This window comes from Oceanobacillus sp. CF4.6 (assembly GCF_051262635.1).
In the GTDB taxonomy this organism is placed as follows: Bacteria; Bacillota; Bacilli; order Bacillales; family Amphibacillaceae; genus Oceanobacillus.
This window is the reverse complement of record NZ_JBIMEX010000015.1, coordinates 25,594-41,588: the sequence shown is the minus strand read 5'-3', so window position 1 is coordinate 41,588 and position 15,995 is coordinate 25,594. Positions and strand designations below refer to the sequence as shown.

16 protein-coding genes are annotated in these 15,995 nt (G+C 38.1%); all 16 read left to right on the top strand.

Features of this window, described 5'->3' with window-relative positions:
* Positions 1-14 precede the first annotated feature (14 nt).
* Positions 15-782, top strand: a complete 768-nt coding sequence (locus ACHABU_RS18110; protein WP_435766367.1) for a TatD family hydrolase — start codon at positions 15-17, stop codon at positions 780-782.
* A 248-nt stretch (positions 783-1,030) separates the two neighbouring features.
* Positions 1,031-2,263 carry a ubiquitin-like domain-containing protein gene (locus tag ACHABU_RS18105; RefSeq protein ID WP_435766366.1) on the top strand — a complete coding sequence of 411 codons (1,233 nt, stop codon included), beginning with the start codon at positions 1,031-1,033 and terminating at the stop codon, positions 2,261-2,263.
* A 111-nt stretch (positions 2,264-2,374) separates the two neighbouring features.
* On the top strand, positions 2,375-2,941 hold the full coding sequence (gene rnmV / locus ACHABU_RS18100; RefSeq protein ID WP_435766365.1) for a ribonuclease M5: 567 nt from the start codon (positions 2,375-2,377) through the stop codon (positions 2,939-2,941).
* The gene (rsmA, locus tag ACHABU_RS18095; protein WP_435766364.1) at positions 2,934-3,812 is read left to right on the top strand and encodes a 16S rRNA (adenine(1518)-N(6)/adenine(1519)-N(6))-dimethyltransferase RsmA; all 879 of its coding nucleotides are present in this window, start codon (positions 2,934-2,936) and stop codon (positions 3,810-3,812) included. The genes rnmV and rsmA overlap by 8 nt, the downstream gene beginning before the upstream one ends.
* A gap of 124 nt (positions 3,813-3,936) precedes the next feature.
* The gene (gene yabG / locus ACHABU_RS18090; protein ID WP_435766363.1) at positions 3,937-4,803 is read left to right on the top strand and encodes a sporulation peptidase YabG; all 867 of its coding nucleotides are present in this window, start codon (positions 3,937-3,939) and stop codon (positions 4,801-4,803) included.
* 234 nt (positions 4,804-5,037) lie between these two features.
* Positions 5,038-5,301 (top strand): biofilm formation stimulator Veg, encoded by a 264-nt coding sequence (veg, locus tag ACHABU_RS18085; protein ID WP_379496634.1) that lies wholly within the window; start codon positions 5,038-5,040, stop codon positions 5,299-5,301.
* Positions 5,302-5,434: 133 nt separating this feature from the next.
* Positions 5,435-5,617, top strand: coding sequence for a small, acid-soluble spore protein, alpha/beta type (locus ACHABU_RS18080; protein WP_435766362.1), 183 nt, complete (start codon positions 5,435-5,437; stop codon positions 5,615-5,617).
* 158 nt (positions 5,618-5,775) lie between these two features.
* The gene (gene ispE / locus ACHABU_RS18075) at positions 5,776-6,627 is read left to right on the top strand and encodes a 4-(cytidine 5'-diphospho)-2-C-methyl-D-erythritol kinase (RefSeq protein WP_435766361.1); all 852 of its coding nucleotides are present in this window, start codon (positions 5,776-5,778) and stop codon (positions 6,625-6,627) included.
* Between the two features lie 65 nt (positions 6,628-6,692).
* The gene (gene purR, locus ACHABU_RS18070) at positions 6,693-7,520 is read left to right on the top strand and encodes a pur operon repressor (protein ID WP_435766360.1); all 828 of its coding nucleotides are present in this window, start codon (positions 6,693-6,695) and stop codon (positions 7,518-7,520) included.
* A 177-nt stretch (positions 7,521-7,697) separates the two neighbouring features.
* Complete coding sequence (gene spoVG / locus ACHABU_RS18065) at positions 7,698-7,988, top strand: septation regulator SpoVG (protein ID WP_010648994.1); 291 nt, start codon at positions 7,698-7,700, stop codon at positions 7,986-7,988.
* Positions 7,989-8,225: 237 nt separating this feature from the next.
* Positions 8,226-9,605 (top strand): bifunctional UDP-N-acetylglucosamine diphosphorylase/glucosamine-1-phosphate N-acetyltransferase GlmU, encoded by a 1,380-nt coding sequence (glmU, locus tag ACHABU_RS18060; protein ID WP_435766359.1) that lies wholly within the window; start codon positions 8,226-8,228, stop codon positions 9,603-9,605.
* A 15-nt stretch (positions 9,606-9,620) separates the two neighbouring features.
* Positions 9,621-10,574 (top strand): ribose-phosphate diphosphokinase, encoded by a 954-nt coding sequence (locus ACHABU_RS18055; protein ID WP_435766358.1) that lies wholly within the window; start codon positions 9,621-9,623, stop codon positions 10,572-10,574.
* A gap of 134 nt (positions 10,575-10,708) precedes the next feature.
* Positions 10,709-11,338, top strand: coding sequence for a 50S ribosomal protein L25/general stress protein Ctc (locus ACHABU_RS18050; protein ID WP_435766357.1), 630 nt, complete (start codon positions 10,709-10,711; stop codon positions 11,336-11,338).
* Positions 11,339-11,462: 124 nt separating this feature from the next.
* Entirely contained in the window at positions 11,463-12,026 is a 564-nt protein-coding gene (pth, locus tag ACHABU_RS18045) for an aminoacyl-tRNA hydrolase (RefSeq protein WP_435766457.1), read from the top strand.
* Between the two features lie 99 nt (positions 12,027-12,125).
* A complete protein-coding gene (locus tag ACHABU_RS18040) occupies positions 12,126-12,356 on the top strand; it encodes an anti-sigma-F factor Fin (RefSeq protein WP_435766356.1) in 231 nt (76 codons plus the stop codon).
* Positions 12,357-12,433: 77 nt separating this feature from the next.
* Positions 12,434-15,961: a transcription-repair coupling factor gene (gene mfd / locus ACHABU_RS18035; protein ID WP_435766355.1), complete on the top strand. Its 3,528-nt coding sequence runs from the start codon at positions 12,434-12,436 to the stop codon at positions 15,959-15,961.
* The last annotated feature ends 34 nt before the right edge of the window (positions 15,962-15,995 follow it).

The window sequence follows — 15,995 nt, the reverse complement described above, 5'->3', positions numbered from 1 at the left end:
AAAGGATGAGCGGCATGTTATTTGATACACACGTACATTTAAATGCAAAACAATTTGCGGACGATCGTGAGGAAACCATACAGCGGGCTTTTGAAGCAGGTGTTAACTATATGGTTGTAGTAGGGTTTGACAGGGAAACAATACCGCTTGCTATTGAGATTGCCGAACAAAATGAAACGATTTACGCAGCGGTTGGTTGGCATCCGGTTGATGCGGTTGATATGACGGATGAGGATCTTCAATGGATTGAAGAGTTGTCAGACCATCCAAAAGTCGTTGCAATTGGAGAAATGGGACTGGATTATCATTGGGATAAATCTCCGAAAGATGTTCAAAAGGAAGTATTTCGTAAGCAAATCCGCTTGGCTAAAAAACTAAACATGCCAATTATTATTCATAATCGCGAGGCAACAGAGGATATTATTGAAATCCTGAAAGAAGAAGATGCCTCCAAAGTGGGTGGAATCATGCATTGTTACAATGATTCTATTGATTATGTTCAGACATGTTTGGATATGAATTTCTATATTTCTCTTGGTGGCCCGGTAACCTTTAAGAATGCTCCATTACCAAAAGAGGTTGCTAAACAGGTACCGTTGAATCGCTTATTAATTGAAACAGATGCACCCTTTTTAGCTCCTCATCCAAATCGTGGGAAGCGAAATGAGCCTGCTTATGTGAAATTGGTAGCAGAAAAAATTGCGGAATTAAGAGAGATGGACGTAAAAGAACTTAGCGAAATTACGACGAAAAATGGACTGTTTTTATTTGGAATTAATTAAGGTTCCTGTAATAAAAGTTATATTTATGGAAAAAATTAGGGGATTTGCACGATTCCAATTCTCTTTTTTTTCATATTTTGTAATAATCCACAAACCCTTATATAGCAAGAATTGAAAATATCTTTACTGATTAATTTTAGTAGTTGGATCTGCCTCTGTAATATAATTGTAAACTAATCGTAAACGGAATAGCTTTGACTTTATCTATATCTGTTTATATAATCGATTGGGAATAAGGGGGCAGGAGCATGAGATTAATTCAAAAGCTATTGCCGGCATCGAAAATGAAGCTGGTTATTTCGTGTATTGGTGTTTTAGCACTACTTGTATTTTCTGGATTTGTACTATTTGAAGCAACGAAAGCGGAAGTAGTTTTTGCAGATAACGGAAAAGAGCAAACAGTTATTACACACACAAATACTGTAGAAGACTTGCTAGAAGAGTTAGGAATAACTGTAGGAAAGCACGATGCGATATCCCATGAGATGGATACTCCCATTGAACATGGAATGTCAGTTCAATTCGACGCTGCTAAAGAAGTAACGGTGAGTATTGACGGCGAAGAAGAGAGTTACTACACAACAGCCGAGACAGTTGATGATTTTTTCACAGAAGCAAACCTTTCGTTTACAGAACAAGATGCAATATCACATAATACAACAGAAGCAACCGAAGATGGTTTACATATAGAAGTTTTAACAGCATATGAGGTTACCATCAATGATGGTGGCAAAGAAAAGCGGATTTGGACAACAGGTGGCACTGTAGAAAACTTGTTGAATAAAGCGGAAGTAAAATACGATCGAAAAGGTGAAGATAAAGTTAAACCAGCACTAGATGAACAAATTACAAAAACGGATGAAATTTCAATTGTGCGTGTTAGTGAAGAGGAAGAGGTCATTACTGAAACAGTTGCATATGACACCGAAAAACGTGAAGATCATTCTCTTTTGAAAGGGAATGAAAAAGTGATATCTGAAGGAAAAGATGGTATCGTTAAAAAAATATATAAAATTATAAAAGAGAACAATCAAGAAGTGAAACGTGAGCTAGTTAAAGAAGATATTACTGAAAGTGTTAACGAGGTCGTAGCTATTGGAACGAAGGAAGAGCAGCCGGAACCCAATCTTGTTACAGTCGCAAGTAAGAAATCAAACGCTTCAACGGAAACTTCTAGCAATCATTCAGGTAGCAAAAGCCTTACAATGACTGCTAGTGCATTTACCGCAGGCTGTAGTGGATGTTCTGGGACGACTGCTACAGGAATTAATTTAAAAGCAAACCCGAACATGAAGGTAATTGCTGTCGATCCAAATGTTATTCCTTTAGGAACGAGAGTGTGGGTAGAAGGTTATGGAGAAGCGGTTGCTGGTGATACGGGTGGTCATATTAAAGGGAATCGTATTGATCTTCATGTTCCAACTAAATCAGATGCTTATTCATGGGGTGTTAAAACGGTTCAGGTAAAAGTCTTGAATTAATTATATGTTTGTAAAATATGGGATAAAATGCTCTTATCATGCTATGATGATAAGAGCATTTTATTTATTTATATTATCGTATTTATCCATTTGTTTATTGGAGGAAATCTTTTGAAAATTAAAGAAATAATTGTTGTGGAAGGTAGAGATGATACAGCGAAAATCCGTTTAGCAGTAGATGCGGATACAATTGAAACCAATGGTTCTGCTGTCAATAAGGAAATTCTGACCCGAATCAAGCATGCAAAGGAAAAACGTGGGGTCATCATCTTTACCGATCCCGATTATCCAGGCGAACGTATTCGTCATATCGTAGATCAGGCTGTCCCAGGTTGTAAACATGCCTTTTTGACCAGGAATCAGGCCAGAGCTAAAAATCAAACGAACAAAAGCCTTGGAATTGAACATGCGACGATCGAATCGATTCGTCATGCACTAAAAGATGTTTATGAACTAGCAGAAGTAAGTGACAGTGAGATAGATAAAGCAGATTTGATAGCAATTGGGCTTATTGGTGGGCCTCAGGCAAGTATGAGAAGGGCAAAGCTTGGTGAATTGCTTCAAATCGGACATACTAACGGAAAACAATTATTAAAGCGGCTAACCCAGTTTCAGATTACGAAACAGCAATTTGAACAAGCTGTTAAAGTTTTGCAACAGGAGGATAAAAATGTCTAAAAAATATATAGCTACTCCTTTAAAAACGAAAGAAATACTAAATAAATATAAATTTACTTTTAAAAAGAGTCTTGGACAAAACTTTTTAGTGGATGTAAATGTATTGAAAAATATTATTAATAGTACAGGGATTGATCAATCTTCAGGTGCAATAGAAATCGGTCCTGGAATGGGGGCGTTGACGGAACAACTGGCTATTTATGCAAATAAGGTTGTTGCCTTTGAGATTGACCAACGTCTTTTACCAATTCTTGGAGATACGCTTGAGGACTATCCAAATGTTGAAATTATCCATCAGGATATCCTAGAGGCAAATGTAGAAGAAGTTATCCAATCGCATTTTGAACCTGGACAAGACATACATGTCGTAGCAAATTTACCATACTACATTACGACCCCTATACTAATGAAACTTGTGAGGGATAAATTACCCGTTTCAAGCTTCACAGTGATGATTCAAAAGGAAGTTGCAGAACGAATGGCTGCAAAACCCAACAACAAAAGCTATGGATCATTGACGATTGCCGTACAGTATTACACAGAAGCAAGAATTGTTATGACGGTACCTAAAAGTGTATTCATGCCACAGCCAAATGTCGATTCCAGTATTCTACAACTGATCATGCGTGAAGAACCACCTGTGCATGTAGAGAATGAGGAATTTTTCTTTAACCTCGTTCAAGCATGTTTTGCTCAGAGGAGAAAGACGTTACGTAATAACTTAACCAGTTATTTTAAAGAGAAGTATACAAAAGAGGGAATTAATGAGATTTTAGAACGCATCGATATTAACGGTACAAGACGTGGAGAATCCCTTGATATGGCGGAGTTTGCTCTGCTTGCCAATACGTTTTATAAAGAGAAAATGTAATCATACAGCTATTGCCCTATAAGGCAGTAGTTTTTTTTATTTTTATGGGGCTAACATGGCTGTAAGGAACAGGAGCACTTACATACTCATAGTCTATAGAAGAACGAAGTCAAGAGGTGGCTATATGGATATTACTACGGGTGATCTCGTTACACGAAAGTCTTATAAGCATGATTTATTATTTCGTGTAGCATTGATAAAAAAGGAAACAGCAATCATACAGGGAGCTGATTTGCGACTGGAAGCGGACGCTCCGATCAATGATCTTGAAATTGCTGCTGGAAGAGAGATTGTTAAAAGACAGGAAAAGGAAAAAGAGAAAGAGGAGTTTTCCTATCGACTCTTTCGACAGGATTATCAGCTTATGAAAGAAAAGAGAATGTATCAAACAACAGATGGGTACCTTAACGAAGGTAGTTTTTTTCAGCTGCCAGCAAAAGTACTTCATTTGGACGGGGATCAAACATATTTAAGGAAATGTATTTCTTTATATCAGCGTGTTGGTCTACAAGTTCATGGAATTCATATCAATGAAAAAGAAATGCCGGATGAGATTGGAAGTTTAGTGAAACGAATACAACCAGATATTATCGTTATTACAGGTCACGATTCTTATTCAAAGAATAAAGGAATGAAAAATGATTTACAAGCCTATAGGCATTCCAAATATTTTGCAGAAACGGTAAGGGAGGCAAGGCGAATAAACCCGAACTTGGATCAGCTTGTCATTTTCGCTGGTGCTTGTCAATCGCATTTCGAATCCCTTATACGCGCAGGAGCAAATTTTGCCAGTTCTCCTTTACGGGTCAATATACATGCACTAGACCCTGTCTATATTGCAGCAAAAATTGCCTATACCCCATTTATGGAAAGCGTGGGTGTATGGGATGCACTGAGGAACACACTGACTGGGGAAAAAGGAATGGGTGGAATTGAAACGAGGGGCTTACTTCGAACTGGCATGCCCTATCTGGAAGAGAATGGAGAATAAATTTGGGGTTTTTCCTTATCCAATAGAGATAAGGCCCCAAACTTCTGTTGGGACAAGTTTTATTCCAAAACTTTTTCGATAAAATAATACATAATTTGTTAATAATTACAGATAATATAAGAAATAGACAAATTTTATTGTTGACAGGAAAAAAGACTTACTGATATAATATAAAGTTTTATTTGACTATTGGACGGGTTTGTGTTAAACTATAAATTAGTGAGGTGGAGTATAGTGGCTAAAACATTAATCGAAATTAAGCAAGGTCTTGAATGTCATGTTGGTAAAAGGTTGAAATTAAAAGCTAACGGTGGAAGAAGGAAAACGATTATTCGATCGGGAGTTCTGGCAGAAACGTATCCTTCAGTCTTTGTCGTTGAGCTTGACCAAGACGAAAATGCATTCGAACGTGTTTCATACAGCTATGCAGACATATTAACAGAAACGGTTGAATTAAATTTTCTTGATGGAAATAAAGCAATATTGATGGAACAGTAGACATTTGTCTACTGTTTTTTTGTTGTTCAATAAAATTTCCTTTTTTACATAAATCTGCCGGGTTTTTTTAAAAGGAATCAACATAAGCTAATATTGTCGTTAGAAAGCTCAAACAGAAAGGGGTTGTTCTTTCGTGGGTAGACGCCGAGGAATCATGTCCGACCATTTGAAAGAGGAAATTGCCAAAGAGTTAGGGTTTTACGACACGGTACAGCAAGAAGGTTGGGGCGGCATTAAGTCAAGGGATGCCGGTAATATGGTTAAACGAGCTATTGAAATAGCACAACAAAATATGCAACAGAAAGGCAGATCCTAACGGGTTTGTCTTTTTTAGTCTTCCTGTTTGCAGCATGGGAAATATTCACAAATATACGTTTATTATTTGAGCCGTTAACAACACGCGAGTCGCCTATGTTTTTTAATTATGTTACAATTATTTATATTTTCAAGGACGTGAAAAAGGTGGTGATAACAATGACTATATTAGAGAAAGCCCCAGCGAAAATTAATTTATCTCTTGATGTATTAAGAAAAAGAGAGGATGGATATCATGATGTAGAAATGATTATGACTTCCATTGATTTAGCTGATCGTATCGAATTGGAACGGTTAGGGGAAAATAGGATCGAGATTTCTCTGGAAAGCAGATATGTACCTAATGATGAACGGAATTTAGCGTATAAGGCCGCTGATGTTTTTAAAGAGGCGTACGGGATTACGGAGGGGGTCCACATCCGTATTGATAAAAATATTCCAGTTTCAGCCGGACTGGGAGGTGGCAGTACAGATGCAGCAGCAGTATTGCGAGGGCTTAACAGACTATGGTCATTGGGTATCCCGCTTGATGAATTAGCGGAACTAGGGTCAACGATTGGCGCTGACGTAGCCTTTTGTGTATATGGAAATACTGCGATAGCTAGAGGGTATGGTGAAAAAATAGAATCATTACCATCCCCGCCTTCCTGTTGGATTATTTTAGCAAAACCAGATATTGGTGTTTCTACAAAGACCATTTTCGGGCAAATTGATGTAGAGAGACTTTTCCATCCCCAGACTTCGGAAATACTGAAGGCTTTAAGTGAAAGGAATTTCGATAAATTATGTAGGAACATAGGAAATTCACTTGAAGACATTACTTTTTCATTACATCCAGAAGTAATGCGGATAAAAGAGGCCATGGTTCATGCGGGCGCTGCAGGAGTACTTATGAGTGGTAGTGGGCCTACTGTATATGGATTAGTCGAACAACAAAGTAAAGCAACTCGAATTTATAATGGAATGCGCGGATTTTGTGATGAAGTATACCTTGTTCGTTTATTGGGGTAAGTATTGCCAAAATACGTATAATAATGATATATTATTAATTAAATATACGGTTTTGGGGTGTAGTAATGAAAAGAAGCAATAGATTGGTAGTATTGACTGATTTTTTCCTGGAAAATCCAAGAAAACATATACAATTGCCATATTTCGTAACACTTTGTGAGACAACAAAATCTTCTATTAGTGAAGATTTGGATATTATTAATGAAGTTTTTCAGAATCAAGGTATGGGGTATTTGCAACGATCCACGGGTGCAGGGGGCGGCGTAAAGTATATACCTGAGTTTTCTCGTGAAAAAAGTATGCAATTCATTGAAGAATTAAGAAAGAAACTAGAGGACCCAGCACGAATATTGCCAGGTGGCTATCTTTATATGAGTGATTTACTCGGTGATCCGAAAACAGTAAGGGAAATAGGTCGTGTTTTTGCATCTGCTTTTTCAAAAGTAAAGATTGATGTGATTGTCACTGTCGCCACAAAAGGTATTCCGTTGGCATATGCTGTTGCATCTTTCCTGAACGTCCCGGTTGTAATTGCCAGAAGAGATCCGAAAGTGACAGAAGGTTCATCCGTAAGTATTAACTATGTTTCTGGTTCTTCACGAAAAATACAAACAATGGTATTGCCAAAACGTAGCCTTGAAGAAGGTGCGAATGTTTGTATTATCGATGATTTCATGAAAGCTGGAGGAACCATTACCGGTATGATTAATTTGCTTGCTGAATTTGATGCGCGTGTACAGGCAATTGGAGTATTGGCTGAAGCAGATGATGAGGAAGAAGAACGTGTCATAAATAATTATACTTCCTTGGTAAAAATCACAAATGTAGATATCAGACATCATAACATTGAAATACAATCAGGTAATTATGTGGAGAACCACAAAGATTCCTAATAACCCACTAATGACGGTCCTTTTTGGATACTAAATCCAATGGGTTATTCGTATTTTTTCTTTTAAACTTACTTCTAATTTAAAATATTTAATTTCTTTTGTATTTTAAGCAGGAATTTCAATTGTTTTGTTGAAATAGTTAGAGTAAGTCCATAAGGGAAAAGGTGGTGAGACATCATGGAAGTAACTGACGTTAGATTACGCCGCGTTAATACAGAGGGCAGAATGCGAGCTATAGCATCTATCACGTTGGATCAGGAGTTCGTAGTCCATGATATACGCGTAATCGACGGTAATAATGGATTATTTGTGGCGATGCCGTCAAAAAGAACTCCTGATGGGGAATTTAGGGATATTGCACATCCAATCAATTCAGGAACACGTTCAAAGATTCAGGATGCCGTTTTAGAAGAATATCGTCGTGCGGGTGAAAGTGAAGTTAAATATGAAGAAGCAGGTGCTTCTTAATAGAGATTTAAATAGTCATGATTAGTAAAGGGGTCAAATCTGTTAAGGGTTGACCTTCTTTTTTTGTTTTGAAAAATCGCTATTTCCTCAAACATTTAGGTAGCATTCCCACGCAAACGTCACAGCATCTACATTTTTTACTTCAAATATTATCCTTCATCGTTAACCGTTGTTGAAATGATATGTTTTTTACGATATATTTTAAAGTGGATAATTAGAATTGATGGAGGTTTCCTTATGACGAATCGTTATGCTGTCATTCTTGCAGCAGGGCAAGGAACTAGAATGAAGTCTAAGCTTTATAAAGTTTTGCATCCAGTTGCTGGACGTGCAATGGTGCAACATGTTATAGATCAATTAAATACAGTGAAATTGGATAAAATGGTAACAATAGTAGGCTTTGGTGCTGATAAAGTGAAAGATCAAATTGGGCAGGCAAGTGAATTTGTAGTCCAGGAAGAACAATTAGGTACGGGACATGCTGTTTTACAGTCAGAAGCATTATTGAAAGATAAAGAAGGTACTACCATTGTAGCTTGTGGTGATACACCTTTGATTAAAGGAGAAACGTATCAAGCATTATTTAATTATCACGAAGAATCAGGTGCTGGTACAACGATTTTGACTGCAAAGACAGATAACCCGGCAGGATATGGAAGAGTCTTACGTAATGAAACGAATGAAGTGGAACGAATTGTTGAACATAAGGATGCGAGTGAGGATGAACTTCTTGTTAACGAGATTAATACTGGTACGTATTGCTTCGACAATCAGGCTCTCTTTGCTGCACTACAAGAAGTTTCCAATGATAATGTACAGGGAGAATACTATTTGCCAGACGTAATTGAAATTATGCGTCATAAAGGTAAAAAAGTTAGTGCCTTCTTAACCCCCGATTTTGAAGAGACATTGGGAGTAAATGATCGTGTTGCATTGGCTGAAGCCGAAAAAACGATGAAAAAGCGTATTAACGAGAAGCATATGCGTAATGGCGTTGCAATTATTGATCCGGATCATACGTATATTGAACCAGATGTCGTTATTGAATCCGATGTTATTATTCACCCGGGTACAATCATAAAAGGAACAACCATTATAAAAACGAATGCTGAAATTGGCCCAAACAGTGAAATCTCAAATTGTTCTATTGGGGAAGCTACGATTGTTAAACAAAGTGTGGCAAATGATAGTAAAATTGGTGACCGTGTCAAAATTGGTCCATTTGCGCATATTAGACCTGATTCAACGATAGGTCATGATGCTAAATTAGGTAATTTTGTAGAAATTAAGAAAACGAAACTTGGCGACAACAGCAAAGTTTCCCACTTGAGTTACATTGGTGATGCAGAAGTAGGAAGTAATGTAAACATTGGTTGTGGTACAATAACAGTAAATTACGATGGGACGAATAAATTCTTGACTACCATTGAAGATGATGCCTTCATAGGTTGTAATTCAAACTTAATTGCTCCTGTGAAAATCGGAAGAGGATCCTATGTTGCAGCAGGTTCAACGATTACGGAAGATGTTCCAGAAGAGGCCTTATCTGTTGCAAGGGCTAGACAAACGAATAAAGAAGGTTATGTTACAAATTTAAAAAATAGGAAAAGAGATTAACGGAGGTTATATTTCATGACATCTAGCTATAAGGATTCATCGTTGAAGGTCTTCTCATTAAATTCCAACCCTAAGTTGGCAGAGGAGATTGCAGATCATATTGGAACAACACTTGGGCAATGTACGGTATCAAGATTCAGCGATGGAGAAATACAGATTAATATCGAGGAGAGCATTCGTGGCTCTGAAGTATATGTTGTTCAATCTACATGTGCTCCAGTTAATCAGCATATTATGGAATTACTTATTATGATTGATGCACTTAAACGCGCTTCAGCAAAATCGATTAACATTGTTATGCCATATTATGGCTACGCTCGACAAGACCGGAAAGCTAGATCACGTGAGCCGATTGCCGCTAAATTGGTGGCAGACCTCATTGAAACTGCAGGAGCAAACCGAGTTATTACACTCGATTTGCATGCACCGCAAATACAAGGTTTCTTTAATATTCCAATTGACCACTTGCAAGGTGTTCCAATTTTATCAAGTTACTTTGAAGCTAAAAACCTTAAAGACCTAATCGTAGTTTCACCTGATCATGGTGGTGTGACGCGTGCGCGTAAAATGGCTGATCGCTTGAAATCACCAATTGGAATAATTGATAAGCGTCGTCCACGCCCCAATGTAGCTGAAATCATGAATATTATTGGAAATATCGAAGGAAAAACTGCTATTCTGATTGATGATATTATCGATACAGCAGGGACGATTACACTTGCGGCAAATGCATTAATTGAAAATGGCGCCAAAGAAGTATATGCTTGTTGTACACACCCTGTACTTTCAGGTCCGGCAATTGAGCGTATTAATAACTCTCAAATCAAGGAGCTTGTTATTTCAAATAGTATTCCGCTTCCGGAAGAAAAATACAGTGGCAAAATTACAGCTCTCTCCGTAGCCCCGCTTATTGGGGAAGCAATAGTCCGTGTGCATGAAATGCAATCCGTTAGTGTTCTATTCGATTAAAGGTTTAGATCGACCGAATATCGGGTATTATTTATATTGACCATTTTTTTATCCACGATAAACATATGGAAAATAGAAAGAGAAATACTTAACTATTCGATGAAATGTTTAAAAAAATTTGGAGGGTGATTAATATGGTAGTAAAGTTAAATGCAATCAAACGGGAAGATCTTACGAAATCAGCAACAAAAGAAATTAGACGAAGTGGAAAAATTCCAGCGGTTGTCTATGGAAAAGATAAGGAATCGAAAAGTGTTGCGATAGATAGCATTGCATTAGTTAAAACGGTTCGGGATGAAGGTAGAAATGCAATCATCTCATTGGAAGTCGAAAACGACGGTGCGGTGGACGTAATGCTTCATGATTATCAGATCGATCCGATTAAAGATCAATTAATTCACGCAGACTTTTATGTCGTTAATATGTCTGAGGAAATGGATGTAGCTGTCGCACTTCGTTTAGATGGAGAAGCACAAGGCTCAAAAGATGGTGGAGTCTTGCAGCAGCCATTATACGAAATTCAGGTAAGAGCAAAACCTGGCAGCATTCCTGAAGAAATTGCAGTGGATGTTTCTGCTCTGAAAGTTGGAGACAGTCTTACTGTTGCCGATATACCAACAGAAGGATCATACGAAATTTTGGATGAGCAGGAAACTACGATTGCTACGGTAGTACCGCCAACTACAGAAGAAGACTTTGAATCAGATACAGATGGAAATGCAGAACCAGAGTTGGTAGGCGCGGATAAAGAAGATAAAGAATAAAATCAATGAAAGTTTTATATAATTAACAGCAACGCACCCTCCTTTAAGAAGAAAAAACCAATTTCTTAGTGGGGGGGTTGTTGTTTTGAATCGTTTATTAATTTTTTCAAAAGGAAGAAGCAAAATGAAATGTATTGTAGGATTAGGCAATCCAGGTAAAAAGTATTCACAGACACGGCATAACATTGGTTTTAGGGTGATTGATGAGCTCTTAGAACGTAATCAATGGAGCTTGAACAAGTCTAAATTCCACGGAGATTACGCCATGGAAAATTTTGGCGATGACAAAGTGATATTTCTTAAGCCACAAACGTATATGAATCTTTCAGGAGAATCTATTCGTCCATTAATGGATTATTATAATGTGGATCTTGAAGATGTACTTGTTATTTATGATGATCTCGATTTACCAACAGGGAAGATACGACTGCGCCAAAAAGGTGGCCATGGCGGGCATAACGGAGTAAGGTCGACGATTGATCACCTTGGTACGAAGGAGTTTAAACGCATTCGCTTAGGTGTCGGCAGACCATCATCATCAATTCCAGTAGTCGACTATGTGTTGGGAACCTTCCCAAAAGCAGAAAAAGAAGATGTTCTCATCAGTATTAAAAATGCTGCAGATTCCTGTGAATCTTGGGTTAAGGGTACATCCTTTATTGAAGTGATGAATGAATATAATAATTGATACATAAGCTTATATATACAGATTGAATTAAGTGTTGATGTATAATATACCATCAAGCGGATAAACTTTTAATAGAAAGATTATTCGAGGTGGATATCTATGTCAATTATTTATAACTGCAGACATTGCGGGCACACAATCGGGAAATTGGAGCAAAAGGTGATTGATGCATCGTCACTTGGTTTCGATCAGTTGAGCAAAAGTGAAAAGGAAGAGATGATCCATTATGATAGTAATGGTGATATTCAAATAAATACCATTTGTGAGAACTGTGAACAAGCTCTAGACCAGCATCCCAATTATCACGAGTTAGATTTTTTTATACAATAACATACGCAGCAAAAGCTTTGGTTCAGTAAACCAAGGCATTTTTGCGCTTATATATGCATTTTAAGAGGGGTATAACGATGAAGGGTATTAATAACTATCTAAAAACGAAAGAAGACTTCCAATCGATTATAAGTGGCGTTAAAGATGGAATGAATGAGCAGCTAATTGCAGGGCTTTCTGGGTCTGCGAGAAGCATGCTCGTATCAGTGGTCAATCAATCTGTAAACAGACCAATTCTCTTGGTGACCCATCAATTGGTGCAAGCACAGCAGCTCTATGATGACCTATCAGAGTTCATGGGGGAAACGAACGTTTACTTATATCCAGTTAATGAATTGATAGCCACAGAAATTTCCATATCTAGTCCAGAACTAAGAGCCCAGCGGATTGAGGCGCTGACACAATGGTCCAATATGAAATCGGGAATATTAATTGCCCCAGTGGCAGCATTAAAACGAATATTACCGCCCCAAAATTATTGGAGCAACTACCAATTACGTTTTACCAACGGGGAGGAAATTGCAATTGATTCCTACCTTACTTCACTTGTCGATATGGGATATGAACGAGCATCGATGGTTACTACTCCTGGCGAGTTCAGTCGTCGTGGGGGAATTATAGATATATATCCGATTACAGAACAGCATCCTATACGTATTGAATTATTTGACGAAGAAATAGATTCGATACGTTATTTCGATGCAGAAACGCAACGATCCCTGGATAAGGTGGACAAGGTAATAATCGGGCCCGCCACCGAGTTGCTACTAACAGATGAAGACATTTTAGCCGCTTCAACAAGGTTGGAAGAGGCACTTGCTGCAAGCTTGAAAAAAATGAAAGCAACAGATGCAAAAGAGAAGTTAGTCGAAGTCATGGAGCATGATATTAGTCGCTTTAAAAATTTAGAGCGGTTTCAGGAAATGTATAAATATATCGGTTTTCTTTATTCAGAACCTGCTAGTTTATTAGATTATCTTGCCACAGATGGCCTTATTATTCTCGATGAAATGAGCAGAGTACAGGAGACGGCTACGAATCTTGATACAGAAGAGGCAGAATGGTACAGCAATTTGCTTGAATCCGGTCATATGGTAAGAAACAGCAGATTTTCATTGGATTGGAATACTGTGATAGAAACAATGAAGCACCAACGAATTTACATGTCTGTGTTTCTGAGACATATACCGAATACGCAACCGGAAAATATTATTAATCTATCTTCAAGAGTCATGCAGGAATTTCACGGACAAATGCACTTATTTAAAAATGAGTTGAAGCGTTGGGAAAAAGGGGAATTTTCTGTAGTGATCCTTGCCCCGAACAAAAAGCGGGCAGATAAAATCCATTCGATTTTAGCAGATTATGATATCGACGCAACGATTACAAAGAGTTTGGTGCTTCCGGTGGATATGCCGACCATAGCGGTTGGTAATATCACGAATGGTATTGAACTTCCCATGCACAAGCTTGCGGTCATAACGGAAAATGAATTGTTTAAAAAACGGTCCAAACGACCAAGAAAGCAACAACAGAAGATTTCCAATGCAGAACGTATAAAAAGCTATCAGGAGCTGAAAATTGGGGATTATGTGGTCCATGCCAATCACGGTGTAGGTAAATATCTTGGTATTGAGACGCTTGAATTAAATGATTTGCATAAGGATTACATGCTGATTAAGTATTCCGGAGACGACAAATTATTTGTTCCAATTGACCAGATTGACCTTGTCCAAAAATTTGTAGGTTCTGAAGGAAAAGAACCGAAATTATACAAGCTTGGTGGATCCGAGTGGACGAAAGTAAAGCGAAAGGTACAATCTTCTGTTGAAGATATAGCTGATGAACTTATAAAGCTCTATGCAGAACGAGAAGCGAAAAAGGGTTTTGCCTTCTCTGAGGATACGGAGATGCAAAGTGAATTTGAGGCTTCCTTCCCTTATCAGGAAACAGAAGATCAGCTTCGTTGTATTGAAGAAATCAAGCAGGATATGGAACGGGAGCGACCAATGGATCGGCTGCTCTGTGGAGATGTAGGTTATGGGAAAACCGAGGTTGCGATCCGAGCTGCATTTAAAGCGATAGCAGACGGTAAACAGGTGGCTATATTGGTTCCGACTACTATTTTGGCACAGCAGCATTTTGAAACCATACGGGAACGATTCCAAGATCACGCAATTAATATAGGTCTTCTTAGTCGTTTTCGGACAAAAAAGCAACAAACGGATACGCTTAATGGATTAAGGAAAGGGACTGTCGATATTGTTATAGGAACACATCGAATTTTGTCCAAGGATGTTGAATATCGTGACCTTGGTTTACTTGTTGTTGATGAAGAACAACGATTTGGAGTCAAACATAAAGAAAAAATTAAACAGCTAAAAACGAATGTGGATGTTCTGACATTGACAGCGACCCCAATACCGAGGACACTGCATATGTCCATGCTCGGAGTTCGAGATTTATCAGTTATTGAAACCCCACCTGAAAACCGCTTTCCTATTCAGACCTATGTCATGGAATACAATCCAATTTTCATACGTGAATCCATTGAAAGAGAGATGGCGCGAGGTGGGCAGGTATTTTTCCTTTATAATCGAGTGGAGAGCATCGATAAGGTTGCCCGTGATCTTGGAATGCTTGTGGATGATGCTAGAATCGCTGTTGCTCACGGACAAATGAATGAAACCGAATTGGAAAGTGTTATTTTCGGATTTTTGGAAGGGGAGTATGATGTTCTTGTCAGTACGACGATAATTGAAACAGGTGTCGATATTCCCAATGTTAATACGCTAATTGTAAACAATGCTGATCGCATGGGATTAAGTCAGCTCTATCAATTAAGAGGCCGTGTTGGACGCTCTAATCGTGTGGCCTACGCGTATTTTACCTATCAGAAGGACAAAGTGCTTACAGAAGTAGCAGAAAAGCGCCTACAAGCGATTAAAGAGTTTACGGAGCTAGGATCTGGATTTAAAATTGCGATGCGTGACCTATCCATACGTGGCGCAGGGAACCTACTGGGGGCGCAGCAGCATGGATTCATCGATTCGGTTGGGTTTGATATGTATTCTCAAATGCTGACAGAGGCAATCGATGCACGTAAAGCAGGGAAGAATCTGGAAGAAATGATGCCATTTGAGCCTGAACTCGCACTGATTCTTGATGCATATATTCCGGATGCATATATTTCGGATGAAAAGCAGAAAATTGACATCTATAAACAATTTCAAGGAATGACCCTTAAGGAAGATATTGAAGAACTTAAAGATGAATTAATGGATCGCTTTGGTGATTATCCGAAAGAAGTCGATAATTTATTTACGGTATCTTCACTAAAAATTTATGCCAAAACGGAGCGTGTGGAATCGATTACGGAGCGGAATAAGAATATTGTTCTGCTTATCGATGAAAATCGCAGCCAGCAAGTTGACGGTTCAAAGCTCTTTGAACTGGCAAATTCCTTTGGCCGAAATGTTGGATTGGGAACAGAAAACAAGAAGCTCAAAATTGTATTTAAGTGGTCTAATGAATCGGAATATAGCAGATACGAAGTAATTGAGAAGTTTATTAAGAAATTAAGTAGTGTTAATCGGGATAATTAAAATTTTCCATGGAATGTATAGTTATTTCTGGATG

What these genes read in the sequence shown, in the direction of transcription:
- ACHABU_RS18040 (WP_435766356.1), top strand. Translation starts at nt 12,126, where the DNA reads ATGTCAATTATTTATAACTGCAGACATTGCGGGCACACAATCGGGAAA.
- spoVG (WP_010648994.1), top strand. Translation starts at nt 7,698, where the DNA reads ATGGAAGTAACTGACGTTAGATTACGCCGCGTTAATACAGAGGGCAGA.
- ACHABU_RS18055 (WP_435766358.1), top strand. Translation starts at nt 9,621, where the DNA reads ATGACATCTAGCTATAAGGATTCATCGTTGAAGGTCTTCTCATTAAAT.
- ACHABU_RS18105 (WP_435766366.1), top strand. Translation starts at nt 1,031, where the DNA reads ATGAGATTAATTCAAAAGCTATTGCCGGCATCGAAAATGAAGCTGGTT.
- pth (WP_435766457.1), top strand. Translation starts at nt 11,463, where the DNA reads ATGAAATGTATTGTAGGATTAGGCAATCCAGGTAAAAAGTATTCACAG.
- ACHABU_RS18050 (WP_435766357.1), top strand. Translation starts at nt 10,709, where the DNA reads ATGGTAGTAAAGTTAAATGCAATCAAACGGGAAGATCTTACGAAATCA.
- ispE (WP_435766361.1), top strand. Translation starts at nt 5,776, where the DNA reads ATGACTATATTAGAGAAAGCCCCAGCGAAAATTAATTTATCTCTTGAT.
- glmU (WP_435766359.1), top strand. Translation starts at nt 8,226, where the DNA reads ATGACGAATCGTTATGCTGTCATTCTTGCAGCAGGGCAAGGAACTAGA.
- purR (WP_435766360.1), top strand. Translation starts at nt 6,693, where the DNA reads ATGAAAAGAAGCAATAGATTGGTAGTATTGACTGATTTTTTCCTGGAA.
- yabG (WP_435766363.1), top strand. Translation starts at nt 3,937, where the DNA reads ATGGATATTACTACGGGTGATCTCGTTACACGAAAGTCTTATAAGCAT.
- ACHABU_RS18110 (WP_435766367.1), top strand. Translation starts at nt 15, where the DNA reads ATGTTATTTGATACACACGTACATTTAAATGCAAAACAATTTGCGGAC.
- mfd (WP_435766355.1), top strand. Translation starts at nt 12,434, where the DNA reads ATGAAGGGTATTAATAACTATCTAAAAACGAAAGAAGACTTCCAATCG.
- rsmA (WP_435766364.1), top strand. Translation starts at nt 2,934, where the DNA reads ATGTCTAAAAAATATATAGCTACTCCTTTAAAAACGAAAGAAATACTA.